Source organism: Gelidimonas diazotrophica, from assembly GCF_055694025.1.
In genome coordinates this window covers 1,692,990-1,719,319 of record NZ_CM146349.1, presented here as the reverse complement: position 1 = coordinate 1,719,319, position 26,330 = coordinate 1,692,990, and the positions used below count along the sequence as shown (strand labels likewise).

The window sequence follows — 26,330 nt, the reverse complement described above, 5'->3', positions numbered from 1 at the left end:
GGAGATCAGCATGGCATATAGCGACAAACTGTTGGACCACTACGAGAATCCGCGCAACGTCGGCACCTTTCCGAAGGACGACGACAGCGTAGCGACCGGCATGGTCGGCGCGCCGGCTTGCGGCGACGTGATGAAACTGCAGATCAAGGTTGGCCGCGACGGCGTCATCGAGGATGCCAAGTTCAAGACCTACGGCTGCGGTTCGGCAATCGCGTCCTCGTCGCTGGTCACCGAATGGCTGAAGGGCAGGACGCTGGACCAGGCGCTGGCCATCGACAATGCGGCGATTGCCGAAGAACTGGCGTTGCCGCCGGTGAAAATTCACTGCTCGATCCTGGCCGAGGATGCAATCAAGGCCGCGGTCGCCGATTACCGCAGCAAGCACACCGCCACCGACTCCGAGTACCCGGTCTGTGTACCTTCACCGTCGTCTACCCACTAAATGGAGAACCGCGCCATGTCCGAATCCACCACACCTCTAGCATTTTCCGACATCGCCGTTGCCAAGGTCGCGCAACTGATCGCCGAAGACGGCAATGCCGCACTGAAGCTGCGCATCGCGGTCAGCGGCGGCGGCTGCAGCGGCTTCAAATACGATTTTTCATTCGATGAGACAGTCGCCGAAGACGATTTCCGGATCGACAAGAACGGCGTTTCGGTGCTGATCGACGCCATCAGCATGCAATACCTGGCCGGTGCCGAGATCGATTACGAAGAAAGTCTGGAGGGCGCGCGCTTCCTGATCAAGAACATCAGTGCGAGCTCGACCTGCGGTTGCGGCAGCTCGTTTTCCGTGTAAATCGTTTCTGCAGGAGAGAGCAATGAATGTCACCCTCACCGAAAATGCCGCCAAGCGCGTGCATGCGTTCCTCGCCAAGCGCGACTGCATCGGACTGCGCCTGGCCGTCAAAACCAGCGGCTGCTCCGGCATGGCGTACGCAATCGAATTTGCCGATAGCGCCGACCAGGACGACCTGCGCTTTGAAAGCCACGGCATCACGCTGCTGGTCGATCCCAAGAGCCTGGTTTACCTGGACGGCACCGAAGTCGATTTCGTGCGCGAAGGCTTGAATGAAGGTTTCAAGTTCACCAACCCAAACGTCAAGAACCAGTGCGGCTGCGGCGAGAGCTTCGCTATCTAGAGCAACCTCGAGGAAAACATCATCCTGGATTCCTCAGTTGGACAGGTGTGAGTGTGCGTTTTTCCGGCTTTCTGGCTAGGCGTGACGACGACGCAGACTGCATTCTGCCAGGAGGAACAACGAAGCCAGGGAGCCGGAAAAACGTGCAATCGCGCCTGTAGCGCTCTCACCCGAACGGTGAACTATTTGACCATAAGAAATTTCAATTAATTCATGAACTTATCGAAATCAACAAGCGGTCAACTAAGGAATCTAGGATCATGCTATTGCAAATCGCCGAACCCGGCATGAGCAGCGCCCCGCACCAGCACCGGCTGGCTGTGGGCATCGACCTGGGCACCACCAACTCGCTGGTAGCGAGCGTATTGAGCGGAACTGCCGCTGTGATTCGCGACGCCGAGCAACGCGCACTGCTGCCTTCGGTGGTGCGCTATCTGAAGTCAGCAGACTCCGGCAGCGGGACTATCGTCGGCCACGATGCGCAGGCCCGCCAGAGCAGTGACCCGCACAACACGCTGTCGTCGGTCAAGCGCATGATGGGCCGCAGCCTGGCCGACATTAAAGCAATGAGCGCAATGGGCAGCCTGCCCTACGCGCTGGTCGAGACAAAGGGCATGGTGCACATCGATACTGCGGCCGGCATCAAGAGCCCGGTCGAGGTCTCGGCCGACATCCTGCGCGCGTTGCGCGTCCGCGCCGAAGCCGCGCTCGGCGGCGAACTGACCGGCGCCGTGATTACCGTACCCGCCTATTTCGACGACGCCCAGCGCCAGGCCACCAAGGACGCGGCGCGACTGGCCGGCCTAAATGTGCTGCGCCTGCTGAACGAACCCACCGCCGCCGCCATCGCCTACGGGCTGGACAAAGCGGCCGAAGGCATCTTCGCGATCTACGACCTCGGCGGCGGCACCTTCGACATCTCGATTTTGAAACTGTCACGCGGCATCTTCGAAGTACTGGCGACCAATGGCGACTCTGCGCTCGGCGGCGACGACTTCGATCAGCGCGTGTATACCTGGATCATCGAGAACGCCAAACTGCCATCCGCACTTGGCGCACACGATGCGCGCAGCTTGCGCACGCTGGCGCGCGCAGCGAAGCAGCAGCTGAGCGCAGCGTCCTCGACGCCGATCTCCGCCATTCTCAGCGACGGCCGCGCGGTCGACCTGACGCTGACGCGCGCGATATTCGACACTTTGACAGCCGACCTGGTCGCACGCACGTTCAAGCCGATGCGCATCGCGCTGCGCGATGCCGGCTTGTCGGTCGAGGAAATGCAAGGCGTGGTGCTGGTTGGCGGCTCGACCCGGATGCCGCAGGTGCGCACTGCAGTTGCCGACTATTTCAAACGGGAACCATTGACCGATCTCGATCCCGACCAGGTGGTAGCGCTCGGCGCGGCGATGCAGGCCAACGCACTGGCCGGCAACCGCAAGGACGACGGCTGGCTGCTGCTCGACGTCTGTCCGCTGTCGCTAGGACTGGAAACCATCGGCGGGCTGGTAGAAAAGATCATCCCGCGCAACGCCACGATTCCGTCCGCCCGCGCCCAGGATTTCACCACCTTCAAGGACGGCCAGACCGCGATGAGCGTCCACGTGCTGCAAGGAGAACGCGAACTGGTGTCCGACTGCCGCTCGCTGGCGCGCTTCGAGTTGCGCGGCATTCCGCCGATGGTGGCCGGCGCCGCGCGCATCCGCGTGACCTTCCAGATCGACGCCGACGGACTGCTCAGCGTTTCGGCGCGCGAGCAGAGTACCGGCGTGCTGGCGCAGGTGATGGTCAAGCCATCGTATGGGCTGGACGATACCCGCATTACCGCGATGCTGAAGGAGTCTTATGAGCGCGCCGACACCGACATGCAGATGCGCATGCTGCGCGAAGCGCAGGTGGATGCGCGGCGCCTGATCGACGCCACCGAAGCGGCGCTGGCCGAAGATGGCAAGGCCTTGCTGTCGCCGCCCGAACGGGCCGCCATTGCGCACGGCATTTATACGGTTGCGGACATCATCGAAACTGGCTTTGATGCAGCCGACGGCGGCATCAAGGCGCTGAAGACGGCCACCAATGCCCTCAATGCGGCAACCGCGGAATTCGCCGCGCGGCGCATGGATGCCAGCGTGCGCCGTGCATTTACCGGGCAACGCGTCGATCTGCTCGAAGATCGCATCTCGACAACCTAAATCACCATGCCGAAAATCACCATTCAACCGCATCCCGAACTGTGCGCAGACGGCGCGGTGTTTGAAGCGCGCAGCGGCACCTTCCTGTGCGACGCGCTGCTGCGCAACGGCATCGCGCTCGAGCATGCGTGCGAAAAATCCTGCGCCTGTGCGACCTGCCACGTCATCGTGCGACAGGGCTTCGATGCGCTCCCGCCCGCCAGCGATGACGAGGAAGACCAGCTCGACCGTGCATGGGGCGCAGAGCCACACTCGCGTCTGGCCTGCCAGGTGCTGGTGCGCGACCAAGACCTGGTGCTTGCGCTGCCGCGGTATACGGTCAATCTGGCGCGCGAACACGGCTGATCCGACTGCAGTGTTGGAGCTGGGGCCAGATTTTTTAGCCCAGTGCGCGGAATGTTGGTCTGATGAAGCGTTAGCCCAATCTACGGTACTCCATACCGTATTTATAAAATGGCAATTAATATATGCGGTAAAGCATATATTTTTTGCCATACCCCTCATATTTTTCACGTTGCAGAGTGGCGCGGCCGGATCGCGTCCAGCCAGCGCTCGTTCTGGTGCCGGACCCACCATTCCAGCCAAAACCGGAATGAGATTGTGGCAAATCCGACAAACCCGACACATGCACAAGCCCCGCAACAGCCCGGCACACATTCAATAAGCCATTGAAAACAAAGAAATTTTCATATGCACCGCGCGCTGGCACATCACTTGCTAAACATGGTTATCAGGATTATTTCGATCAACCAGCCAGGCGGACACCATGGTCACGATCAACGACACTACACTGCGCGATGGCGAGCAAACCGCCGGAGTTGCTTTCACCAGCGACGAAAAAATCGCCATCGCCCAGGCGCTGCACCGCATCGGCGTGCCGGAACTGGAAATCGGCGTGCCGGCGATGGGTGCTGCGGAAATCGACGTGATCCGCGCGATCGCCGGACTCGGGATGAACACCACCCTGATGGTCTGGGGCCGCATGTGCGCATCCGACATCGATGCTGCGGCACGCTGCGACATCGACATCGCCAATCTGTCACTGCCGGTGTCCGATATCCAGATCGAGTGCAAGCTGCGCCGCGACCGCGACTGGATACTGGAGCAAATCCGCACCATGGTGCCGCGCGCGCTCGACCTCGGCATGGAGGTTGCCCTCGGCGGCGAAGATGCTTCGCGCGCCGACATGGATTTCCTGCTGCGCGTGGTGGAAACCGCGCAACAGGCCGGCGCGCGCCGCTTCCGCTTCGCCGACACCCTGGGCCTGCTCGATCCTTTCACCACCTTCGACCGCATCCGCGCACTGCGCAGCGCGGTCGATATCGAAATCGAAATTCACACCCACAACGACCTCGGGCTGGCCACCGCCAACACGCTGGCCGCCATCAGCGCCGGAGCCACCCACGCCAACACCACCGTCAACGGACTCGGCGAGCGCGCCGGCAACGCGCCGCTGGAAGAAGTGGTGATGGCGCTGCGCCATCTGCACGGGATCGAAACGGCGATCGACACCCGCCGCCTGCAACAGATATCGCAACTGGTGGCCAGGGCATCGGGCCGCCCGGTGGCGGCCAACAAGAGCATCGTCGGCGAGGCGGTGTTTACGCACGAGTCCGGGATTCACGTCGACGGGCTGCTGAAAAACCCGGCCAACTACGAAAGCTTCAGCCCGTCCGAACTGGGGCGCGCCCACCGCACCGTGCTGGGCAAGCATTCGGGTTCGCATGCGGTCAAGGATGCGTACGCCAGGCTCGGCATCGTGCTGTCGAACGGCGATGCCATTCGGATGCTCGACAAGATCCGGAACCACGCGATGTTCGCCAAACGCGCGCCCGGCGCCGACGAGCTGACTTTCTTTTATCTCGAAACCGCAGCCTGCCCGGCGTTACCGGCATGAAGCCTGAACACAACATATCCATCCATGGAGGTCAGACAAAATGAACACCCTGGTCCAACGACTCACGCAACTTTCAGCGGCCGAAGAGTTCCTCGATTTCTTCGGCATACCGTACGAGCAATCGGTGCTCAACGTCAGCCGCCTGCATATTCTGAAACGCTTCTATCAATACATGCGCCAGGAACAAGGACTCGAGGTGCTGGACGAGCTTGAGATGTTCAAGCGCTTGCGCGCACTGCTGACACAAGCGTACGGCGACTTCGTGCGCTCCACGCCTGCCAGGGAAAAGGTGTTCAAGGTGTTGCAGAACGCCGACAGCAAAAGCGTTTCGCTCGATTCTTTGCGCAGTTCATTGCGCACAACACGTTAATTCCATTTCTACATCAATCGTGAACGCGAAGCGCAGATAGTCCATCGAGCGCAGACAGTACGCAAGTACGGCAAGCGAAGCCGACAAAGTGCACGGTTGATTTAGAGATGGTTAAGGAGGATTCCATGCACATCGTCGTCTGCATCAAGCAAGTCCCGGACAGCGCGCAAATCCGCGTGCACCCGGTCACCAACACCATCATGCGCCAGGGCGTGCCGGCCATCGTCAATCCGTATGACCTGTTCTCGCTGGAGGAAGCGCTGCGCCTGAAAGACTTGCACCACGGGCGGGTAACGGTGCTGTCGATGGGACCGCCGCAGGCCGAAGCCGCACTGCGCAAATGCATCTCGTTTGGCGCCGACGATGCGATTCTGGTCACCGACCGCGCGTTTGCCGGCGCCGACACGCTGGCCACCTCGTACGCGCTGGCGGCGGCGATCCGCAAGATCGACTCTGACATGAAAGTCGACCTGGTGTTCGCCGGCAAGCAGACCATCGACGGCGACACCGCGCAAGTCGGCCCCGGCATCGCCAAACGTCTGAGCATGCAGTTGCTGACCTATGTATCGACGGTCGATGCAGTCGACCTGCAGCAGCGCACCATCAAGGCGCAGCGGCGCGCCGAAGGTGGAGTTCAGTTGCTGATAACCAAGCTGCCGTGTCTGGTGACGATGCTCGAAGGCACCAATGAAATGCGTTTCGCCACCATGGAAAACATGTTCCGCGCGGCCCGCTATCCGCTGAATATCTGGAGCCGGGAAGCCGCCGGCATCGAAGACATCAATAAGATCGGACTGAAGGGATCGCCGACCCTGGTCAGCAAGGTGTTCGCGCCGCAACCGAATACGAAACCAGCTGAAATGATCGAAACCCAAAGCAGCACGCCGCGCGACATCGTCATCACGCTGCTCGGAAAACTGAATACCCAGCATCCGAAACTGTGCGACAGCATCGCGCACCAGGCAATGTAATAACTGACAGAATTCGCTGTCGTGAATTCCGTAATTTTCAATAAGCGAGGTATCCGATGAGCGAAGCAACTCCCGCAAAAAAACCCGCCGGCCGCGGCAAGTACGAGCTGGACGACCGGCTCAAAGCCTACAAGGGCATCTGGGTCTTCGTCGAGCACGAACAGGGCGAAGTCCACCCGGTGTCGTGGGAACTGATGGGCGAGGCGCGCAAGCTGGCCGACACGCTCGGCGTCGAAGTTGCCGGCGTCGTGCTGGGCCCGCCCGGGGAAGCCAGCCGCGGCTTCTGCCAGCAGGCGTTCCACCACGGCGCCGACCTGTGCTACCTGATGGCCGACCCTATCCTCGCCAGTTACCGCAACGACCCGTTCACCAGGGGCCTGACCGATCTGGTCAACACCTATCAGCCGGAGATCGTGCTGCTGGGCGCCACCGTGCAGGGACGCGACCTGGCCGGCAGCGTCGCCACCACGCTGCAGACCGGGCTCACCGCCGACTGCACCGAACTGAACATCGACATGGACAACCATGGCCTGGCCGCGACCCGGCCGACTTTCGGCGGCAGCCTGTTGTGCACCATCGTCACCAAGAACTTCCGGCCGCAGATGGCGACCGTACGGCCGCGCGTGATGGCCTTGCCTGAGCAGGATTTGATGCGCAACGGTCGCATCGTCGAGCATCCGCTGGGCATGATCGAAACCGACATCATCACCAAGGTGCTCGAATTCATTCCCGACGCGCGCCAGGACAAGCCGCAATTGCCGTTTGCCGACATCATCGTGGCGGGCGGGCGCGGGATGAAAAAAATGGAGAACTTCCAGCTGATATGGGACCTGGCAAAGGTACTGGGCGCCGAGGTCGGCGGCTCGCGCCCGGTGGTGCAGGCCGGCTGGATCGAGGCGGAGCGGCAGGTCGGACAAAGCGGCAAGACGGTACGCCCGAAGCTGTACATCGCGGCCGGCATCTCGGGCGCGATCCAGCACCGGGTCGGCATGGAAGACGCCGATGTGATCATCGCCATCAACAGCGATCCGAACGCACCGATCTTCCAGTTCGCCAGTTTCGGCATCGTCGGCAACGCAATGACGATCCTGCCGGCGCTGACCGAAGGATTCCGCCAGCAATTGGCGGTGGCGCGCAAAGCTGGATAAGCAATTTCAGGAGATTGATACCATGAAAGAACAATTCGATGCGATCGTCGTCGGTGCCGGCGCTGCCGGCAACGCTTGCGCCTATACGCTGGCCAAGGCCGGCTTGAAAGTGCTGCAACTGGAGCGCGGCGAATCGCCCGGCTCCAAGAATGTGCAAGGCGCGATCCTGTACTCGGATGCGCTGGAGCGCATCATCCCAGACTTCCGCGACGACGCGCCGCTGGAGCGGCACCTGATCGAACAGCGGATGTGGGTGCTGGATGATGAATCCTTCGTCGGCACCCATTACCGCTCGGACGAATTCAACAAGCCGCCGTACAACCGCTACACCATCATCCGCGCCCAGTTCGACAAGTGGTTTTCGCAAAAGGTGCAGGAAGCCGGCGCGCTGCTGATTTGCGAAACCACGGTGTCGGAATTGCTGATGGACGGCCAGCGCGTGATCGGCGTACGGACCGACCGCGAAGGCGGCGAAGTCTACGCCGACATCGTGATCCTGGCCGACGGCGTCAATTCGCTGCTGGCGACCAGGGCCGGATTCCACCCTGAAATCACGCCAAAAAACGTCGCGCTGGCGGTCAAGGAAATCCACTTCATGCCGCAGGAAACCATCGAGAGCCGCTTCAACGTCTCCGGCGAGTCCGGCGTCGTGATCGAATTGGCGGGCAAGATCACCAAGGGCATGATGGGCACCGGCTTCCTGTACACCAACAAGGAATCGCTGACCATCGGCGTCGGCTGCATGCTGTCGGATTTCAAGAAGCAAAAAATCACGCCGTTCCAGTTGCTCGAGCAGATGAAGCAGCATCCGTCGATCAAGCCGCTGATCGACGGCGGCGAAATGAAGGAATACAGCGCGCATCTGATCCCCGAAGGCGGCTACAACGCGGTGCCGAAAATCTACGGCGACGGCTGGATGATCGTCGGCGACTCCGGCATGTTCGTCAACGCGGTGCATCGCGAAGGCTCGAATCTGGCGATGACAACCGGCCGCATGGCGGCGGAAATGGTGATCGAACTGAAGGCGGCCGGCAAGCCGCTGGATGACAAGCATCTGGCGCAATACCGCAAGAATCTGGACCAATCGTTCGTCCTGAAGGACTTGAAGAAATACAAGAACCTGTCGAGCGTATTCCATTCGAATCCGTACTTTTTCAATACCTATCCGGAGCTGCTCAACCAGGCGGTGCACGAGCTGATCAAGGTCGACGGGGTCGACAAGAAGACCAAGGAAAAAATGATTCGCAGCAATTTCGCCCGCAAGCGTTCGCTGTTCGGGCTGATGGGCGATGCGTACAAACTATGGAGGGCGTTCGAATGAGCACCGTTAAAGTCGAAGAAAAGCTGTTCCAGAACCGCTACCGCGTCGATACCGGGCACCCGCATATCGAGATCAAGAACGCCGATGTCTGCACCAACGAATGCGCAGACCAGCAATGCACGGTGTGCTGCCCGGCAGGCTGCTACACGGTCGAAGGTAACGGCCGCGTGGTGCTGATTTCGGATGGATGCATGGAGTGCGGGACTTGCCGGATCATTTGCGATGAGCATCGCAACGTGGCCTGGGAATATCCGCGTGGCGGGTACGGCATCCTGTTCAAGTTTGGCTGATTTGGCAGGTTCGCTTGATTTGGCAATCGCATAGGTTCGATGAACAACCCTGCATTCCATAAAAAATGCAGGGGTATGCATAAAAACAAGGGGTAATACGCATTATTTTTCTTGATATTTAAAAATACAATTATCAGTATATTTTGTGATAGCACGGGATGAAAGCGCCGATTCCCGTTGATACCATTTATCAATCAAAAGTGAATGTGACCGCCGGGCCGCAGGCCTATCGCGCGCTATCCTGCGGTGGATAACGCTTCACTCATCCGCCCTACGTGCTTCAAAGTTGGTGACGGCCTTGCCTTCCCGTTCCAGCAGCCGGGTTTCAATATGGATATTCAGCACATTGCGCGACCAGCCATGCTGGATCGCGCGTTGCGCATAGGCCAGGCGCCTTGCCCGGTCTTTCAGTCGGGTGAGCAGCACCAGATTATGACCCCATGGCAATTGTCCAACAGCCTGTTGGACAATTTCAGAATCGGGCCAAGCCCCGGCAAAGGCGCGCATATACATCAGGTTGGCACGGAAAAATCCCTTCATGTCCGGGAAGGCCGTGCGCAGGTCATGCGCCAGCCGCTCGATCACTTTGGCGCCCCAACCCTGTTTGGCTTGCCTGTCCAAAATGTCGCGCCCGATCTGCCAGTACAGCAACACCAGCTCGCGGTTCACCGCAGCGCTGCGCGGTGTGGATACGGGTTTTCAGCTCGGCCAGCCAAACGACGTAGCCGTTCGGGGGCTCGATTAGTGCTGCTGGGATGTTTGGTTTCTCGCTCATTCTCGGTCCTCGGCAATGCGCACCACGTCCACGGCTTGCGGCTCGAAGAGTATCTACGGCGCTCTTACCATCGGTTGCGGGTAATTCCAGTAAAATTCGGCCGAGCGCGAAAGCCGACCGAGTCGATGACGGAAGAATTGTTATAAGGAGATAAAAACCGTGGTCTGTCCCCGATTATTCTTCGAAGAATAGTAGCAACTTTAATGCGAATACTTAATTACGAAAGGCTGCGATAAAATGGCGTTTATCTTGGAATAAATTTCAAAACTCAGACACTTTTTACCTTGGAGACATGCATCATGGCGAAATCAATTCCTTTGACATTGGGAACAGAAAAATTTGCCACAAAAAAGGCTGCTATAGAAAGAGTCCGGCAACTTATTTCCACATACGCAGTAGAGTCATTTTTGAATGGTGTGGATGAAAATCTATGTCGAGAACTCTTTAAATATCATCCGAGCTATGATGAAAAATATGGTGTTGGCATTCATTCCATTCAAGTTCGCTTAGACGAATTTAGGAATAAATGTCTGTATTTGCATCGCATTGATGGGACTGATATTGATATAAGTTGGGTTAAATGTCTAAATGCAGCGAATTGATGTTGCCTATGAAGATAAAGCACCCAGATACATGGAATGATCTGGACCGTCATATTGCGGGAGCCACTCCGCATCATCTGAATCAGTCGGATATCGGTACTCTGTAGAAGAAAATAAAATTTGACCGTCATCACGGTGCGAAATGCGTTTTAATTCTGCAATGTATGGAATCAGATCAACCATATGCAATTCCTGTTGTTTCGGAGTGTCTAAAATGAAGAAACGAAAAGGACGCTTTGGTTCTGCAAGGTATAGTTCAAATAAAGCGGCGTGGATTCCTAGTATCAATCTGATTTTAGTACTACCAGTAATAGCGTCAAAAGCCTCACCTCCAAATAAAAATTTCATATTTGAATCAATCTCAATATTCATCGAAACGTTATTGGTCTTTAATATTTCAAGCCACTTCACCACAAGTTTTTTGAGATTTTGACGCAACAGCATGAAAGATATATCTGTTTGAGATGAAGAGCCTAATACGCTGATCGCATCTTGAATACTAGATCTTTCAGTCATTGAATCGAAATAAGCACTTTTTTGTATAGCTAAAATCTCTGCCAGCTTACGATCTCTCTCAAGATCAAATATTTCCTGCGTCAAGCGCCCAATGATATCTACCAAACCTCCTATGTCATTTGACTTTGAGTTATGTTCAAGCCGTGCAAGTAACTCTTTAACTTCCAGATTTTTTTCGCTTACTGATCTCACGAGCTCCGCGACTCGAACAATCGCAGATTGCCCATTTCTATCTAAATCTTTAATTTGATCCCGAAGGTAAAGTAAATTTTTAGCATAGCTTACTGAACTTCCTGCAAACAGCCCGCAATCAGTATTGCGGCATATATCGCTAAATGAATCAAAAATACGTTTGGATTCTTCATTCAAACCCATAGTGTCAATTTCTGTCTCAATCTCGCTTTTAATCCTTTCGATGCCATTGATGCGAGTCCTAAGCTCCAAAATTTCCTTTGTAAGATTTTTGCTATCTTCTTCCTTCTGTAGAATAAGATCATCAATAGCCGATCGAACGTAGCCCTGATAGTTGTTGCTGCTTTTTAGCTCTTGCAATTTAAGTTTACGCGAATCGATTTCGCTAACAAACATGCTTGGAATTTTGTCTTTCTGTAGAACTTGATCTTGCGTATCTGAAATTAATTTTTGTAACGCAACTATTCGTAAGTCCTTGGAGTCCAACAGTTGCTTTAATCGTAGCAATTCTTTTTTTTGATCGTACGAATTTTTAGGGGTTAGTGAAAAAATGAAGCGAACCATCTCGCAAAATTGATCTTGTATAAAGCTTTGTTTAGGCCTGTAAAGATCGGAATAGCCGTGATCTTGAACTAAGTAAAAAATCGGAAGAATACTTGCCATGTATGGCTGAGTCGGCAGCTTGTTTAAGCCCACAAGGCTGGCAGCATTTAGATCGAATTTTTCAAACAGAAAATTTGAATAATCTAGTTCGTTAACAAATTTAATTTCCTTTGCGTTTTCTGTTTTGACGGTAACAAGTATTTGTTTAGAAATTTCTCTATTTAGAGTAAGTGTTACTCCATTGCTTTGGATTTTTAGATCGATGGATTCACATTTTCCGGCTATGTCTTGTCTAAACGTAATTGGAAATCCTAAACAAAAAGCGAGACCTTGAATCAAAGGAGATTTTCCACTTCCATTCAAGGCAAACAGCGATGTAACATCATCTCCAAATATTAAGACCGGCGATTCCCAACCATTAGTTCCGCGGGCTAAAAATTGTAGCGATATAAGCTTCACCTTAACTCCATTAAGATTTGTTTCTCAGTACAAAAATTACGAAAATTTCGTTCGATATAGCTTAATGTCACAGATAAATTGCTAGTACTATTTGTGGCTTTTTCGATTACCTGCTTACCCAGCATAGTGGCAGAAATAATTTTCGTATTTTTGTCTACCAAAACGAGATGAGCCATCTCCAAGTAAGTAAGAGCTCTAATAGTTCTAATTCTTAAATTTGCAGACCATTCCAAATGTTGAGAGGACCCTTTAAAGCCGCTAAGAGTTTTTTCAAGACACTCACCAACTATTTGCCCAAGTTCACTAGATATAGGTTTGCGTTTTCCTTTGGATAGTAACAGGACAGTCATAGCTAAAAAAGGTAGATGAAAAAGTGCTTCATTACTTAACAATGGCTGTATTTTATTTTCTCCATCATTGAACTTAACTTTTACATCTAGCTCATTCGCCTTACGGAAAAAATCATCGAAATTCATAAGGCTCCGCTCAAAACAAGCAAAGAAAGTACTCCACCGAGAAGCAAATCTTTTGTAAGATTTTCTTTAAGTATGGTTTCTTTTAGGTTAGATAAATACTCGGATATTTCAGTATACAAGCTTTCAAATGAACCGTTTGTTTTCGTCCATCTGATTTGAATGTTGAGAAGTGCCTGCAACAAAAAATTTATATCAAATTCTGGAATGGTGTGCCGTTTTTCTCGAAGCCAAATATCCCATTCAACTTTTTGACGGGTTGCGTATTCGATCATTTCAGATGTGGCGCCGGCTTCTATAAGTCGGCGCTGAATAATAGATGCGCTTTTCAGCGCTTTCTTATCGCCGCCATTTATCAAAATGAAGTATCCGCTTTTTGATATTGCGAGTATGTCCAGCAGATTATCGATTCCCACACCGGCTTTTTCATCCAGTTCCTGAGCAGATATTTTTCCGCTAATCCGTACGAACGATTTTTTCTCAATCAATGTAACTAAGCTCTCTATAATTTCTTCCATCTCAGTGTGGATGATATCTATTTCGCTGTAGTTATAAATTGCTTCTCGAGCCTTTGTAAAAAACTCATTGCCCTCCGGATTGAGGTATCTTATTCCGGGCTCAAATTTGAGTTTACGGATGTTTTCCTTAATGTTTGAGTCTGTATAGCACGAGTCCAATTCAAATACTTCTCTGAAGTTTTCAAACAGCAAGGTAAGGTATTTATTTTTATATGTTTCAGATGGCCTATCATCCAACAGGTCCACGATGTCATCATTGATTTGGACGTTCGTCAAAAATGTTATTGCTTGGCACGAGTCTTTGAAATTGATTGTGTGTAAAAACATTTTACCAAGAAAACTATCTTTAATTTTTTTTAAAGCAACCGCGTCAATTTTAAATTTAGTTTTCTTTATGCCGAGTACTTCTAGTACGCTCCAAAGATGATTAGCTTTACCGTGTGTTTTAACTTGGTAAAAATGGAAGTGAAATTTTTCACCTGACTTATGGCGAACAACGAAATCGTCATGATAATCGCAATAAACCCTGTCGATTTCTTTGTTTTCTAAAATCTGCAAACATGCATAGCTTGCCGCGCGAAATTGCATTTGAAAACGGCTGATCGTTTGCCGACCAGCATTCTCTCTTGTTAGAACATCGCCAAGGTTTGTCATATTTATTTTTCTTGGAATTTAGCCGCCGGGGCGAGAAAGGAATCAGTAAGCACAGCTTACATTCTGCCCGGTGGACCGTAAGGTTCGCCGACTCATCAAATCTTGGCTGACTTATGCGTCAGTAACAAAAATAGCAGGCTTACAACATAACCGCAGGGCAATTTTTTCAGTGTATGTGATAAATATTCGCTTAGCAACAGTGCGGAGGCAGCTTCAGAACTTAAGGTCGATCTTCGACCAGTCGGTATAGCGATTGCTGGCAGTCACCACTTCAACCTGAATGACAGCTGTCAGTCTGAAGCCGACGTTCGAATCGCCAACACGAATACGAATTTCCATTTAAAAAATTATTACCCAACATCAACACCAGATGCCGGACGTCCGGAATCCCCCCAACGCAGTGGTTAGGATGAAATACGGATTCTTAGAACTGCCCTTTGGCCGTCGGGCCTAATCGGTACTCCAGGCGCGGCAGGCTTGGGTCTGGACGCCGAGTCCGTCGACACCCAGGGTCATGCGATCGCCGGTTGCCCGCAGGGCAGTCTCAAGCAGCAGCAACACAGCGAACAATGCCCAGAGCCGGCCCCATTTTAGATCCGCATTGACCACTCTGCATTCGATAAAAATGCAGGGGTATGCGATAAAACGGCAAGGATTCCGCAATATATTCATCAATCTTTAAAAATACAATTATCAGTATGTTTAATGATATGAAAGCTGATTCCATTTATCAATCGAAAGTGAACGCTACGGCAGGATGCCAGCCTGTCGCGCGCACAAACTTTAATCGATCGCCGCCCCAATCAACGGCAAATCGCCAACCGCATACCCTTACTTCTTGGCAGCGATGCTGGCTTCTTCAATCAGCAGCGGGTAGCTGTAGCCGCTGCCAAAGTCCCGATTCACTGCCACCACGCCGGAAATTGTGACCTGGTCACCGACATTGGCGGTTTGCTTGCTGGTGACGATCAGGTTGTTGCTGCTGGCATCGCCGGTGCCATCCTGCACATGAACAAAGTTGCGTCCCATGATGCCGTTGTTGACCTTCACCACCTTGCCCTGGGCTTTGATTGTCTGGCCGGCGAGGGTCGCCTTGTTCTGGTTCAGGGCAGCGACGGTCTTTAGTTTGGGTTCTGCTGCGGATGCACTGAACGAAGCCAGCCCGAGGGTGCTAATAAGCCCAACGAACGCGATGGATAAAATTTTCATGAAAACTCCTGTGGATGGTTGACGGTCGGCTGGGAAATGGCTGCTGCCAGCCACCATAGCCGGGGTGGAATGTAACGCAATCCGGAGTATACGGGAATGATGTTTGCGCACGCCTCTCCTTCCGGGCCGGAGCACTGCAACACCGCCGCTGGGTGAGCGGCATACTGTGTTCCTGGCGCGTGTGTCGCCGTTTCCCCACTCTCACGTTGTGGCATCGCCATAGAGAATATCGTCCTGCAACAGGCTGTCCAACAGGAAATAGGGAAAGAGAAAGGGCGCATCGCAGCATGCGCGCGGAAAAGCGATAGGCGCCCCGGTTGCCATGACATTCGCTATGCTGGCGCACGATTCGTCAGATCAGCCAGCGTTCGTAGCGCAGGTGCTAAGCATGAACCTCCTCGCGGTAGATGAAGGCTTCGTGGAATTCCTGGTCGTAACCCGGGCGGCGCGAGCCGGGCATTTCAACGTCTTCTTTTCAGGCAAGCAAAGCGACGGCTTTGATCTGCGCCCAGACCGGCTGGCCGGGCGTGATGTCCAGCTCACGGCGCGAGCGCTCGGTGATGCGGGCCAGCAAAGGAGTGGCGCCAACCCGCATCTGCACCAGTACGTGGCCCGGCGTGTCGGTGGCAACGACGGCGGTGATCGTGGCGGACAAAATGTTGAGAATGCTCGAAGCCCGTGGCCGCTCCAGCGCCAGGCTAACGTCGCGGGCGTGAATGCGCAAGCGCAGCCGGCTGCCCAGCGCTTCCGGGCGGCGGCCGACATGGATGCAGCCATCGGCGAAATCGAGTTGCGACAGGTTGTCGGCCTCGTGCCCGGAAAGCGTGGTTTCGAGCACCACGCCGGCGTCATCGGTGAAGACCGGCGGCAGATCGGCTCGGGCCAGTGTCTCGGCCAGCGGTCCGCTTGCCGCCACCCGGCCGCCGTCGAGCAGGACCAGGTGGTCGGCCAAGCGTGCAACTTCGTCCGGGGAATGGCTGACATAGATCACCGGAATCGAAAGCGCGTCGTGCAGACGTTCCAGGTAGGGCAGAATTTCCAGCTTGCGCTTCTGGTCGAGCGCCGCCAACGGCTCGTCCATCAGCAGCAGGCGCGGCGCCGCCAGCAGCGCGCGGGCGATCGCAACGCGCTGACGCTCGCCGCCGGAAAGACTGGCCGGCATGCGTTCGAGCAGGCCGCCGAGGCCCAGCAGGTCGGCGACAGCGGCTAGGTCGAAACGCTGTTCGACGGCCGCTACGCGTTTTTGCCCGAATTCCATGTTGCGCCGTACCGACAGGTGGGGAAACAGGCTGGCCTCCTGAAACACGTAGCCCAGCGCCCGGCGATGGGTCGGCACAAAAACGCCGTTCTGCTCGTCCTGCCAGACTTCGCCATCGATAGTGAACAGGCCGCCCGGGGCGCGCTCCAGTCCGGCCATCGCACGCAGACAAGTAGTTTTGCCCGAGCCGGAAGGGCCGAACAGTGCGGTGATGCCGCGGCCGGGCAGGATCAGATCGATGTCGAAGCTGAAGTCGCCACGATCGAGGCGGAAGCGGGCATGGATGTTCTGGCTCATTGCCCTACCCTCCCCACACGTGGATTACAGGTATACAGCGTTAGCAGGACCAGGAAGCTGAAGACCAGCATGCCGCCGGCCAGCCAGTGGGCCTGTGCGTATTCCATTGCCTCGACGTGGTCGTAGATCTGCACCGAAACGACCCGGGTCTTGCCCGGGATGTTGCCGCCGATCATCAGCACCACGCCGAATTCCCCGACCGTATGGGCGAACGCGAGGATGGTGCCGGACACGAATCCCGGCCGCGCCAGCGGCACCGCCACCGACCAGAACGCATCCCAGGGGCCGGCGCGCAGGGTGGCGGCGACTTCGAGCGGGCGCTCGCCGATGGCCTCGAACGCGTTCTGCAGCGGCTGCACCATGAACGGCAACGAATAAAACACCGAGCCGATGACCAGGCCGGGAAAAGTGAACGGCAGCAGGCCCAAGCCGAGCGCCTCGGTGAATCGCCCGCCCGGCCCGTTCGGCCCCAGCGCGACCAGCAGGTAAAAGCCGAGCACGGTAGGCGGCAGCACCAGCGGCAGTGCAACTACGGCGCCGATGACACCCTTCAGGCCCGAACGCGTGCGCGCCAGCCACCAGGCGATCGGGGTGCCGATCAGAAGCAGCAGCAGCGTCACCACGCTGGCCAGCTTGAGGGTTAGCCAGACTGCACTTAGAGCGGCGTTTTCCATGTCAGTGCCGTGAAATAACCGGGCGAAGATTGTTGAAGGTGTTTTTCATCAGATTTGCTCCGAGAAACCTCGACCTTCAGGCCGGGGAATGAAAGGAGCCAACCGCATCGCGGTCGCTACCATCGGTTGAGATACCGCAAATGCTGCGGGACTGAAAAGTGCATGCTGATTACTATGATTCTTGTCTATCGCTACCGGGTAAAATCGTTGAACGGCTTGTTGCTCCAGCAAAGCCGGGCCTGCAATTTCGTCTGGAATTTCTGTAACGACAGGCAAAAGGATGCGCTGCGTTTTGGTCGGCGTTGGCATACCGGGTTCGACCTGAACAAGCTCACGGCTGGTTCTAGCCGTGAACTGGGCTTGCATTCCGGCACGGTCAATGCGGTGTGCGAGCAATACGCCAAGTCCCGATCCCAGAAAAAGCGCCCGTATCTGCGCTATCGCAGCGCCAAGAAATCGCTGGGCTGGGTCCCGATAAAGGGCCGCGAGTTGAAGCGCGAGGGCGATGCGTTTCGCTTTGCCGGAAACACGTTTCGCGTGTTCAACAGTCGCGCCCTGCCCGAAGGCAAGATCAAGGATGGCACCAACTTTGCCAGGGACCGCAAGGGCAACTGGTTTCTGAACATCGTCATTGATGTTGATATCGCCGCTGCCAGGGTTCGTCAGCCGGTGCGCGGTGTTGGCATCGACCTTGGGCTGAAAGACTTCGCCACGCTGTCCAATGGCGAAAAGATCGAGGCGCAGCGCATCTATCGCGGCACCGAACAAGCGCTGGCCGTGGCGCAGCGCGCCCACAAAAAGCGCCGTGCGAACGCGATCCACGCGCGGATCGCGAACCGCAGAAATGATTTTCACCACAAACTTTCGGCGCGCATCGTCCGAGAGTTTGACTATATTGCGGTAGGCAACGTGCATGCCGCCGGACTCGCCAGGACCAGCATGGCGAAGTCCGTTCTGGATGCAAGCTGGTCGTCCTTCCGAAACATGCTCAAATATAAGTCGATTGCGACAGGAGCCTGGTACGAAGAAGTGAACGAAAGTTTTACCACCCAAACCTGTTCGAGTTGCGGCACTTTGCCCGACTCGCGGCCGAAAGGTATCGCAGGGCTTGGAATAAGGGAATGGATTTGCAGTGATTGCGGTTGTGTGCATGATCGTGACCAAAATTCTGCGTTGAATATTCTCCGTCGCGGACGTGCGACGCTAGCTGTAGGAATCTCCGTCTTTTAGGGCGGGGAGGACGTCAAAGCTGGTAGCCGTACGACTTGATGATCGCACGCGCCTTGTCGGTCTTCAGGTAGTCCAGCAGCGCGCTGGCGGCCGGCTTGTTGCGGCCTTTGGCGAGCAGCACCGCATCCTGGCGGATCGGGGTGTAGAGCTTGCCCGGCACGATCCAGGCCGAGCCGGAACTGACTTTGCCATCCTTGAACACCTGCGACAGCGCGACGAAGCCGAGTTCGGCATTGCCGGTGGCGGCGAACTGGTAGGCTTGGGCAATATTCTCGCCCTGGGCCAGCCGGGGCCGGATGCGCTCCAGCACGCCGAGCTTCTTCATGGTCTCGATGGCAGCGGCGCCGTAAGGCGCGGTCTTCGGGTTGGCCAGCGCCAGATGCTTGAATTCACCGTTTTTCAGGATATCGCCCTTGCCGTCGACATAGCCTTCTTTCGCCGACCACAGCACCAGCTTGCCGATCGCGTAGGTGCTGCGGGTGCCGGGAACGGACAGTGCTTCCTTTTCCAGTTTCGCCGGAGTTGCGTCATCGGCTGACAGCAAGACCTCGAACGGCGCGCCGTTGCTGATTTGGGCGTAGAACTTGCCGGTGGCGCCAAACGCCAGCAGCGCCTTATGGCCGGTGTCCTGTTCGAACTCGGCGGCAATCTGCTGCATTGGCGCGGTGAAATTGGCTGCGACGGCGACCTGCACTTCGTCGGCATGGGCAGCAACCGCGAGCAGCAGCAAGGAAAATAGCGCGGAAAGCAGGACGGTGAGGCGGGACATGCGAGTTCTCCTTGAATCAGGCGTAAAGGCAAAGAATGACGGCCGAAGTATTGCATATTATCCCGCGCTGCTTGCTACCAGGCCGCACGGCAATAGTTACGATTCCTGCATCATCTGCATCATCCGCACCATCCATCAATCCGCGCGCGTGCTAGCCATGTGCCGCAATAGCAAACAGCGGCGCTGCTTCTTCCGGACCAAAGCACTGCGGGTAATCACTGCATACACCGCAACTCGGCGAGCGGCATACGGCGAGCCCGGCGCGCTCACACAACTGGCGGTAGAAAAACTTTTTCCATTTCATGTCGCCGCTGTTGCGCAGCGCCAGGCTGGTGAAGTGCGACTCCATTAGCGATGACAATTCGTCGCGGCTGGGCAAGCCCAGGTCTTGCCACAAATGGTTGTCCGCCATGGCGGCGGTGGCGATCGCGTGCGCCAGCCAATCCGATTCATTGTCCAGGCAACTGCGGTGATCGAGCAGCAGGCAAACCAGGTCGCTGAACTCATCAAACTCGTCAAACTGCGACTGCGCCGTCATTGCCGGTGCTTCGAACAGCAGGGGCGCCGGCAGAGCGGGGAAGATGCGCGCTTCCAATGCCGCCAGCGCGGCGCCATCCAGACCGGCGATCAGCACGTCGTAAGGTGCGCGGCGCTGCGGCGCCAGCGCGATGACACCGGCGAAAGCGAGCGTTACAGGATGGTCCGGGTTACGCGCAGCCGCCATCAATGCAGGATATTCATGCCTGTGCCGATTCATAGGGTTTCCCTCTATATTGCTGCCGCGTTATGGGTGTAGCACTTTTTCGGGCATATCTTCGAACATGCCTCGCAGCCGATGCAGTTCTCAGGATGCGCGAGCGTCATCACCTTTTTTTCGTATTCCTCGTCCTCATCCTCGTCGTCGGCATCAACCCCTACCCCCACGTACTCGCCGTCTTCATTGATGCCGACCAGGGCCAGCACAGCGCGCGCGCAGACCTTGAAGCAGCGACCGCAGCCGATGCACTTTTCCGGGTTGATCGCGGTGACGAATTGCGGCACCCACAATTCGCCGCTGGGCAGGGTGACAGTGAAATCAGTCATAAAATCGTCTCCAAAGTTCAGCCGCCAGCGGCGGCAAGTGCGGCAAGTGCGTTACGCGCCGCGATCAGCGCGGCATGGGCGTTGTAAGTCTTTTCGGCAAGAGCCGGAATTTTTTCCCAGCCGGTCGGCAAATCCTCGGCCAGGTCGTGCAGATCGAGCTTCAGCGCGGTGGCCTGCTGGTTGAGCTTTTTTACCTGCGCCTTCAGCGCTTCTTCCGCGTCGTTCGGTTCCATCGCGTTCTCTCTTTAGCCGTAATTGACCACGTCTGGATAAGCTTGAATCATCGCGATGCCGTCGCTGACCAGCTTTTCGCCTTCCGATGCCAGCATGTCCATGCTTTCGAAGCTGAAACGGTGCACATCGCGCAGGTGCTTGTTGACCACGATCAGGCGTCCGGCCATCAGTATCATCCGGCCGAAACCCTCGTGATGCATCTTCATCATCGGCATCGCGACGCTGCCGGTGCGGCGCTCGATCGCCAGGCCGACCGCGTTATAGAACAGCTCCAACCGCCACAACAGTTCCGGGTCAGGGTCGCCGATGATAGGCATCTGGCGCCGCTGCTCGCGCGTGACGATATACGGTGCCAGCAGTTCCTCGTCACTCTTGCCATCCCAGGTGCCGTGCGTGTCCTGGGCGCGCCACTGCTTGATCAACTCCTGGACGAACGGCGTTTCGAGTGCATTCTCGGCAGCCGGCAATTGGCTCATCGCGGACTCAAGCATGGTGCGTCTCCTCATCGAAATCGAACTGACGCTCCTGGCCTTTCAGCAGCGCCTTGCGCAGCCATGGCGGCGGCGTGCCGTTCAGCACCACGCGCATTTTTTCCAGGACTTCCAGGATAGTCTCCGGGTCTTTCAGCTTTACCGGATGGATCTTGTTGGCGACAATCCGCGCCGCAGCAGAACCGCCGATCGCGGCGACGTACAGCACCGCGCAATCCTTGATCGACTCGATCTTCGGCGACAGTTTGTCTTCGTTGCCGTCCTCCTGCAGGTCGCCGCCAAACGTGAAGGTTTCTACAAAGGTATGGCCGTCCGGCTTCAGCTCGTAGACCATGATGTTACTGGCCCAGCCGAAGTGGGCATCGACCCGTGCCAGGTCCTGTGTGGCAAATGCAATTTTCATCATGAATTCCTTTATGTCATCTGCGCCAATGTGCGCAAGCTTGCTTCAGGCAACTTCCAATGCTCGGGGTGAACCTGATGTGGATTGGCGAGAAACAGGTTGCCAATCTCGAATATCAGTCCGCGCGTGCCGCGGTAGCCGACTGACAGCTGGTGCGCTGCCCCCAAGCGGTCGAACATCGGCAAACCGGCGCGGTGAAACGGTATTTGCAGGCGCGCTGCCGCCTGCCGTCCATGCGAATGGGTGATCATCAGGTCGCAGCCCTGCGCGCCCTGCTCCAGATCTTCGAGGTCGCCGAACAGCACTTCGGCTGTCGGCAGCCGTTCCAGCAGCGGCGAAGCGGTGGTCGTGATGGCAGTGACTATCTCGCAACCCATCTCGGCCAGCCACATCGCCAGCGCGTACAGCAGGTCGGGTTCGGCCGCCAGCGCAACCTTTTTGCCGCCGAAGAAGAAGTGGCCGTCCAGCATCGCATCCTGCAACTGGCTGCGCTGGCGGCGGTATTTGGCCGGCACCGCAACGCCTGAGATCTGTGCCAGCGTGGCGAGAAAACGGTCGTTGGCGGCCAGCCCGATCAGGCGGTCGAAGTGCACGCTCGACACGCCGGTGATCCGCTCCAGCGCGTCGGCGCAGGCGCGCATCTGCTCGCCGACCACCAACGTCGCCACCGATGCACCCATAACCCGCATCTCGGCTTGCGTGGTGCCGCCGATCGTGGTCGGGCTGAATCCGTCCGGCATGTGGCCGTCGAGCGAACCGGAGACGTCGGGCAGCACGATTGCCGACAAGCCGAACGACTCGACGATTTCACGCAGTTCTTCGAGGTCGGCCGGGGTCAGGTGACAGCCGGCCAGCAGATTGACCTGCTGCGGATTCTTCGCTGCTGCTGTCTTCACCCCTGGCGGCACCAGCGCCTTGATCATGGCCAGCACCGCCTTGGCCCAGCCATCCTGGAACGCATCGCTGTAGTCGGGCGTAGACACGTACACGATCGCGGTGTCGGCCAGTTCCGGATGACGCTGGCGGATCAGTTGCAGGTAGCCATTGACGTCGTCGCCCTTGGTTTCGGTCAGGCCGGTCGAACAGATCGCGATCAGATCCGGCTTCGCGCGTTCGCGGATATTCAGGATCGCCTTTTCGACGTTATCGATGCCGCCGAGGATGCTGGTCACTTCATTCATCGCGGTGGTCTGCAATGGAATCGCTTCGCGGAAATGGCGCACCAGCAGCACCAGTCCGAACGAAGTGCAGCCCTGCGAGCCGTGCATCACCGGCATGCAGCGGTTCATGCCGAGGAATGCATAACTGGCGCCCAGCGGCTGACTCATCTTCAGCGGATTGACGGTTGCCGCCTTGGTCGATTTCTTGACGATTGCCATGCTATTCCCCTTCCCAAGGCGCGGGCTGGCGCACCTGCTGCCACACCGGGTTGTTTAATGTCTTGTCGATCTCGTGCACCAGCGTGACGATGCCTTCATAGCCGGCATAGCCGTGGTGGCGCTCCTGGTTGATGTCGAGCCACGGCATCCTGGCCTTCAGCGCGACAAACTGGGAACGCCCGCCCGACAGCATGATGTCGGCGCGCGCCTCTTTCAGCATCGCGTACATTTCGCGCGGCGCCATGTTGTCTATCATGTGGGCGTCGGTGCCCATGATCTCGGCCACCCGCACCTTGTCTTCCTTGGTCGATTTCTTGACGCTGGTGCCGACGATTTCCATCCCGACTTCCTGCAATGCAGCCACCACCGACCAAGATTTGACGCCGCCGGTTATCAGCAACACCCGCTTGCCCTTCAGGCGTTCCTTGTACGGCTCCAGCCGGGCCAAAGCGCGCGCTTCCTCGACTGCAATCAGCGCTTCGGTGCGCGCCAGCAATTCGTCCGGTGCGCCCTGGCGCACCAGCAAGCCGGCAATCTGGCGCAGCGCGTCCGACATGTCGCCGATGCCGTAGAACGAGCCTTCGAAGTACGGGATGCCATAGCGCTCCTCCATCTTGCGCGCGACATTGATCATCGCCTTCGAGCACAGCATGATCGCGGCCTTGGCGCGATGCGAACTTGCCACTTCCTGGTAGCGCGCATCGCCGCACAGCGAGGACAGCACGCGGATGCCGAGATGCTCGAGCAGCGGCTTGACCTGCCACAACTCGCCCGACAGGTTGTATTCGGCGATGATGTTGATATCGTATGGGGTCGTGAATTCCGGCTCGGCGGTGCCGATCACGTAATCGAGCAGCGCTTCGCCGGCCAGCTTGTTGCCGAGGTTCTTGACGCCAGCGAAACCGGGCACGTTGACCGGAATCACCGGTTTGCCGAATTTGGCGCTGGCAGCCTTGCACACCGCCTCGATATCGTCGCCGATCAGCGCGGTCACGCAGGTTTGATAGACGAACACCGCCGGCGGGTTGTATTTTTCGATGATTTCGCGGATCGCCCGGTACAGGCGCTTTTCGCCGCCGTGGATCACTTCGAGTTCGCTGATGTCGGTGGTGAAACCGGTACGGTAGATTTGCGGCCCGGACGACAGCGCGCTGCGGTTGTCCCATGAACTGCCTTCACAGGCGATCGGGCCATGCACCAGGTGCGCGACATCGACGATCGGCTGCAACGCGATCTTGGCGCCGTCGAAGGCGCAGCCGCCGGCGGCTGCGCCCGGCTTCAACTGGCTAGAACAACCTTGTTTGCGCTGCTTGTCCGATTTTTCCGCGTTATGGTCACATGCGGGCTCGTCGAAAATTTCCCGGATTTTGACTTTCAAAGTGCTCATGGAATGCCTCCCGATGCGGCGTGATTAACACGCATCCCCTGCAAGCTGAGGATTGTTGAGTGGGGTGTAGGGCGGAAAAGCGAAGCGCCTTCCGCCGAACGTAGCCATGCGGCGGAAGGCGCTTCGCTTTTCCGCCCTACGACTCTGTTTCACCCTGCTATCGGACCAGATCGAAGCTGTAATCGGTCTTCCCGACATCCCCGGTGCTCAGATCGAGCGCCTCGAAATACTCGTCGAGGATCGTCACCAGCACCCGCAGCCCGCCTGCATAACCCCAGGTTGGGAAGCGATGATGGTGATGCCGGTCGGTGACCGGGAACACCAGGCGGATCAGCGGCACCTTGCAATCGCGCTCCAGGTATTTGCCGTAGCTGTTGCCGATCAGGAAATCCACCGGTTCAGTGAACAGCAGCGAACGCAGGTGCCACAGGTCGCGCTTCGGATACACCTTGCAATCCTTGCCGAACGGTGACGCATCGAACAGCGCCTGCACCTTTTTCGCCCAATCCTTGTCGCCATTGGTCGACAGCACATGCACCGGTTCGCAGCCGAGTTCGAGCAGGAACGCAGTCATGCCGAGCAGGAAGTCAGGGTCGCCGTACAGCGCGAATTTCTTGCCGTGCAAATACGCCTGCGAATCGGCAATCGCGTCGAGCAGCCGGCCGCGCTCCAATTCCAGTTCCTTTGATATCGGCTTGCCGCTCAGGCGCGACACTTCCATCAGGAACTTGTCGGTGCCGCCGACGCCCATCGGGTGATTCAGCATCACCACTTCCTGCCCTTTGGTGGCAATGTACTTGCCAGTCTTCTCGGCGCTGAATTCCTGGAACACCACGGTCGCCTTGGCATTCAGCGCGCGCTCGACTTCTTCCTTGCTGGTGCCGCCGTCAAACATGCGGAACTCGCCATCGGTCGGCGTATTCCAGGCGTCGGACGGATCGCACAGCACGGTGTGGTCGACCTCCATCGATGCGAACATGCGCCGCACCTCCGGAATATTGCCGACCACGAAGCCGTCGAAGCCGCCGATGAAGTTGATCGACTGGTTCGGCACCCGCTCCAGCGCCGGTACCGCATTAGCCTTGCCGTCCCAGAAATAGGTCAGCACGCTTTTCAGCGAATTGTCGTAACCGGTGATGTGGCTGCCGACGAAGGCCGGCGTATGGGCGAACGGGACGTCGAAATTCTGCGGGATGCTGCCCTTTTCCCGGGCGCCCTTGATGAACGAATCGAGATCGTCGCCGATCACTTCCGCCATGCAGGTGGTGCTGACGGCGATCATCTCCGGCTTGTACAGGCTATAGGCATTGGCCATGCCATCGATCAGGTTGTTCAGGCCGCCGAACACCGCCGCATCTTCGGTCATCGACGAGGACACGGCCGAAGTCGGCTCCTTGAAATGGCGCGAAAAATGCGAACGGTAGTAGGCGACACAACCTTGCGAGCCGTGCACGAACGGCAAGGTCTTCTGGAAACCGACGGCGGCGAACACCGCACCCAGCGGCTGGCAAGCCTTGGCCGGATTGACCGTCAGTGCTTCGCGGGCAAAGTTCTTGTCCTGGTAGTCCAGGCTTTTGGTCCATTCGCACACATGCTGCACCTTGTCGGCGGTGTGGCCAAATTCAAAGTCTTGCTTCTTTTTGTCAAGCGAAATGACGTATTCCGGCTCGCGGAACAGCTTCTCGTGATCGAGGATCTTGTCGGCGCTTTGAGGCATGATGAAACTCCTTATCTATTAATTCTTCCGTAATTCGCTGGCGCGAATTACGGCCGTCCTCTCCCTCTCCCGCAAGCGGGAGAGG

Annotated in this window: 30 protein-coding genes and 1 pseudogene; 13 read left to right on the top strand and 18 right to left on the bottom strand. The window is 56.7% G+C overall.

Annotation, left to right across the window (positions count from 1 at the left end):
- Nucleotides 1-10: 10 nt before the first annotated feature.
- From iscU to KGFNPO_RS07910, 11 genes are all read left to right on the top strand, one after another.
- Nucleotides 11-442, top strand: a complete 432-nt coding sequence (gene iscU, locus KGFNPO_RS07960) for a Fe-S cluster assembly scaffold IscU (protein ID WP_472634222.1) — start codon at nt 11-13, stop codon at nt 440-442.
- The gene (gene erpA, locus KGFNPO_RS07955; RefSeq protein WP_472634221.1) at nt 443-799 is read left to right on the top strand and encodes an iron-sulfur cluster insertion protein ErpA; all 357 of its coding nucleotides are present in this window, start codon (nt 443-445) and stop codon (nt 797-799) included.
- 22 nt (nt 800-821) lie between these two features.
- A complete protein-coding gene (gene iscA / locus KGFNPO_RS07950; RefSeq protein WP_472634220.1) occupies nt 822-1,142 on the top strand; it encodes an iron-sulfur cluster assembly protein IscA in 321 nt (106 codons plus the stop codon).
- A 257-nt stretch (nt 1,143-1,399) separates the two neighbouring features.
- Complete coding sequence (gene hscA, locus KGFNPO_RS07945) at nt 1,400-3,325, top strand: Fe-S protein assembly chaperone HscA (protein WP_472634418.1); 1,926 nt, start codon at nt 1,400-1,402, stop codon at nt 3,323-3,325.
- Nucleotides 3,326-3,331: 6 nt separating this feature from the next.
- Nucleotides 3,332-3,670, top strand: coding sequence for an ISC system 2Fe-2S type ferredoxin (fdx, locus tag KGFNPO_RS07940; RefSeq protein WP_472634219.1), 339 nt, complete (start codon nt 3,332-3,334; stop codon nt 3,668-3,670).
- Between the two features lie 421 nt (nt 3,671-4,091).
- The gene (gene nifV, locus KGFNPO_RS07935) at nt 4,092-5,222 is read left to right on the top strand and encodes a homocitrate synthase (RefSeq protein WP_472634218.1); all 1,131 of its coding nucleotides are present in this window, start codon (nt 4,092-4,094) and stop codon (nt 5,220-5,222) included.
- Nucleotides 5,223-5,262: 40 nt separating this feature from the next.
- Nucleotides 5,263-5,592, top strand: a complete 330-nt coding sequence (nifW, locus tag KGFNPO_RS07930) for a nitrogenase stabilizing/protective protein NifW (RefSeq protein ID WP_472634217.1) — start codon at nt 5,263-5,265, stop codon at nt 5,590-5,592.
- 125 nt (nt 5,593-5,717) lie between these two features.
- Complete coding sequence (locus tag KGFNPO_RS07925) at nt 5,718-6,563, top strand: electron transfer flavoprotein subunit beta/FixA family protein (RefSeq protein WP_472634216.1); 846 nt, start codon at nt 5,718-5,720, stop codon at nt 6,561-6,563.
- A 56-nt stretch (nt 6,564-6,619) separates the two neighbouring features.
- Entirely contained in the window at nt 6,620-7,711 is a 1,092-nt protein-coding gene (locus KGFNPO_RS07920; protein ID WP_472634215.1) for an electron transfer flavoprotein subunit alpha/FixB family protein, read from the top strand.
- Between the two features lie 22 nt (nt 7,712-7,733).
- Nucleotides 7,734-9,032, top strand: coding sequence for an FAD-dependent oxidoreductase (locus KGFNPO_RS07915; RefSeq protein ID WP_472634214.1), 1,299 nt, complete (start codon nt 7,734-7,736; stop codon nt 9,030-9,032).
- Nucleotides 9,029-9,322, top strand: coding sequence for a ferredoxin family protein (locus KGFNPO_RS07910; protein ID WP_472634213.1), 294 nt, complete (start codon nt 9,029-9,031; stop codon nt 9,320-9,322). The genes KGFNPO_RS07915 and KGFNPO_RS07910 overlap by 4 nt, the downstream gene beginning before the upstream one ends.
- A gap of 273 nt (nt 9,323-9,595) precedes the next feature.
- On the opposite strand, the pseudogene KGFNPO_RS07905 reads toward KGFNPO_RS07910, so the two are convergent.
- A pseudogene (locus tag KGFNPO_RS07905) lies at nt 9,596-10,097 on the bottom strand (DUF1016 N-terminal domain-containing protein); the annotation flags it as partial.
- 299 nt (nt 10,098-10,396) lie between these two features.
- Here KGFNPO_RS07905 and KGFNPO_RS07900 point away from each other — a divergent pair.
- Nucleotides 10,397-10,699: a DCL family protein gene (locus tag KGFNPO_RS07900; RefSeq protein WP_472634212.1), complete on the top strand. Its 303-nt coding sequence runs from the start codon at nt 10,397-10,399 to the stop codon at nt 10,697-10,699.
- Between the two features lie 6 nt (nt 10,700-10,705).
- Here the strand turns inward: KGFNPO_RS07900 and KGFNPO_RS07895 are convergent, their stop codons facing one another.
- From KGFNPO_RS07895 to modB, 8 genes are all read right to left on the bottom strand, one after another.
- Nucleotides 10,706-12,469: a hypothetical protein gene (locus KGFNPO_RS07895; RefSeq protein WP_472634211.1), complete on the bottom strand. Its 1,764-nt coding sequence runs from the start codon at nt 12,467-12,469 to the stop codon at nt 10,706-10,708.
- Nucleotides 12,466-12,945, bottom strand: coding sequence for a hypothetical protein (locus tag KGFNPO_RS07890; RefSeq protein WP_472634210.1), 480 nt, complete (start codon nt 12,943-12,945; stop codon nt 12,466-12,468). The genes KGFNPO_RS07895 and KGFNPO_RS07890 overlap by 4 nt, the downstream gene beginning before the upstream one ends.
- Nucleotides 12,942-14,114 carry a dsDNA nuclease domain-containing protein gene (locus KGFNPO_RS07885; protein ID WP_472634209.1) on the bottom strand — a complete coding sequence of 391 codons (1,173 nt, stop codon included), beginning with the start codon at nt 14,112-14,114 and terminating at the stop codon, nt 12,942-12,944. The genes KGFNPO_RS07890 and KGFNPO_RS07885 overlap by 4 nt, the downstream gene beginning before the upstream one ends.
- Nucleotides 14,115-14,327: 213 nt before the next feature.
- On the bottom strand, nt 14,328-14,453 hold the full coding sequence (locus KGFNPO_RS07880; protein ID WP_472634208.1) for a hypothetical protein: 126 nt from the start codon (nt 14,451-14,453) through the stop codon (nt 14,328-14,330).
- A gap of 111 nt (nt 14,454-14,564) precedes the next feature.
- Nucleotides 14,565-14,723: a hypothetical protein gene (locus tag KGFNPO_RS07875; protein ID WP_472634207.1), complete on the bottom strand. Its 159-nt coding sequence runs from the start codon at nt 14,721-14,723 to the stop codon at nt 14,565-14,567.
- Nucleotides 14,724-14,945: 222 nt separating this feature from the next.
- A complete protein-coding gene (locus KGFNPO_RS07870) occupies nt 14,946-15,323 on the bottom strand; it encodes a hypothetical protein (protein WP_472634205.1) in 378 nt (125 codons plus the stop codon).
- A gap of 475 nt (nt 15,324-15,798) precedes the next feature.
- Nucleotides 15,799-16,878: a molybdenum ABC transporter ATP-binding protein gene (gene modC, locus KGFNPO_RS07865; RefSeq protein WP_472634203.1), complete on the bottom strand. Its 1,080-nt coding sequence runs from the start codon at nt 16,876-16,878 to the stop codon at nt 15,799-15,801.
- The gene (modB, locus tag KGFNPO_RS07860) at nt 16,875-17,552 is read right to left on the bottom strand and encodes a molybdate ABC transporter permease subunit (RefSeq protein ID WP_472634201.1); all 678 of its coding nucleotides are present in this window, start codon (nt 17,550-17,552) and stop codon (nt 16,875-16,877) included. The genes modC and modB overlap by 4 nt, the downstream gene beginning before the upstream one ends.
- A 174-nt stretch (nt 17,553-17,726) precedes the next feature.
- Between modB and KGFNPO_RS07855 the strand changes: the two genes are divergently transcribed.
- A complete protein-coding gene (locus KGFNPO_RS07855) occupies nt 17,727-18,782 on the top strand; it encodes an RNA-guided endonuclease InsQ/TnpB family protein (protein ID WP_472634199.1) in 1,056 nt (351 codons plus the stop codon).
- 13 nt (nt 18,783-18,795) lie between these two features.
- Here KGFNPO_RS07855 and modA read toward each other — a convergent pair whose 3' ends face one another.
- From modA to nifK, 9 genes are all read right to left on the bottom strand, one after another.
- On the bottom strand, nt 18,796-19,551 hold the full coding sequence (gene modA / locus KGFNPO_RS07850; protein ID WP_472634197.1) for a molybdate ABC transporter substrate-binding protein: 756 nt from the start codon (nt 19,549-19,551) through the stop codon (nt 18,796-18,798).
- A gap of 151 nt (nt 19,552-19,702) precedes the next feature.
- Nucleotides 19,703-20,308, bottom strand: coding sequence for a nitrogen fixation protein NifQ (locus KGFNPO_RS07845; RefSeq protein WP_472634195.1), 606 nt, complete (start codon nt 20,306-20,308; stop codon nt 19,703-19,705).
- Nucleotides 20,309-20,319: 11 nt separating this feature from the next.
- Complete coding sequence (gene fdxB / locus KGFNPO_RS07840; protein WP_472634193.1) at nt 20,320-20,634, bottom strand: ferredoxin III, nif-specific; 315 nt, start codon at nt 20,632-20,634, stop codon at nt 20,320-20,322.
- A 17-nt stretch (nt 20,635-20,651) separates the two neighbouring features.
- Entirely contained in the window at nt 20,652-20,867 is a 216-nt protein-coding gene (locus tag KGFNPO_RS07835; RefSeq protein ID WP_472634191.1) for a CCE_0567 family metalloprotein, read from the bottom strand.
- Between the two features lie 12 nt (nt 20,868-20,879).
- A complete protein-coding gene (locus KGFNPO_RS07830) occupies nt 20,880-21,359 on the bottom strand; it encodes a NifX-associated nitrogen fixation protein (RefSeq protein ID WP_472634189.1) in 480 nt (159 codons plus the stop codon).
- Nucleotides 21,352-21,762 (bottom strand): nitrogen fixation protein NifX, encoded by a 411-nt coding sequence (gene nifX / locus KGFNPO_RS07825; RefSeq protein WP_472634187.1) that lies wholly within the window; start codon nt 21,760-21,762, stop codon nt 21,352-21,354. Before nifX ends, KGFNPO_RS07830 begins: the two co-directional genes overlap by 8 nt.
- Nucleotides 21,763-21,773: 11 nt before the next feature.
- Complete coding sequence (nifN, locus tag KGFNPO_RS07820; protein ID WP_472634185.1) at nt 21,774-23,141, bottom strand: nitrogenase iron-molybdenum cofactor biosynthesis protein NifN; 1,368 nt, start codon at nt 23,139-23,141, stop codon at nt 21,774-21,776.
- Nucleotide 23,142: 1 nt separating this feature from the next.
- Nucleotides 23,143-24,528 (bottom strand): nitrogenase iron-molybdenum cofactor biosynthesis protein NifE, encoded by a 1,386-nt coding sequence (gene nifE / locus KGFNPO_RS07815; protein WP_472634183.1) that lies wholly within the window; start codon nt 24,526-24,528, stop codon nt 23,143-23,145.
- Nucleotides 24,529-24,685: 157 nt separating this feature from the next.
- Nucleotides 24,686-26,245 (bottom strand): nitrogenase molybdenum-iron protein subunit beta, encoded by a 1,560-nt coding sequence (nifK, locus tag KGFNPO_RS07810; RefSeq protein ID WP_472634181.1) that lies wholly within the window; start codon nt 26,243-26,245, stop codon nt 24,686-24,688.
- Nucleotides 26,246-26,330 lie beyond the last annotated feature (85 nt).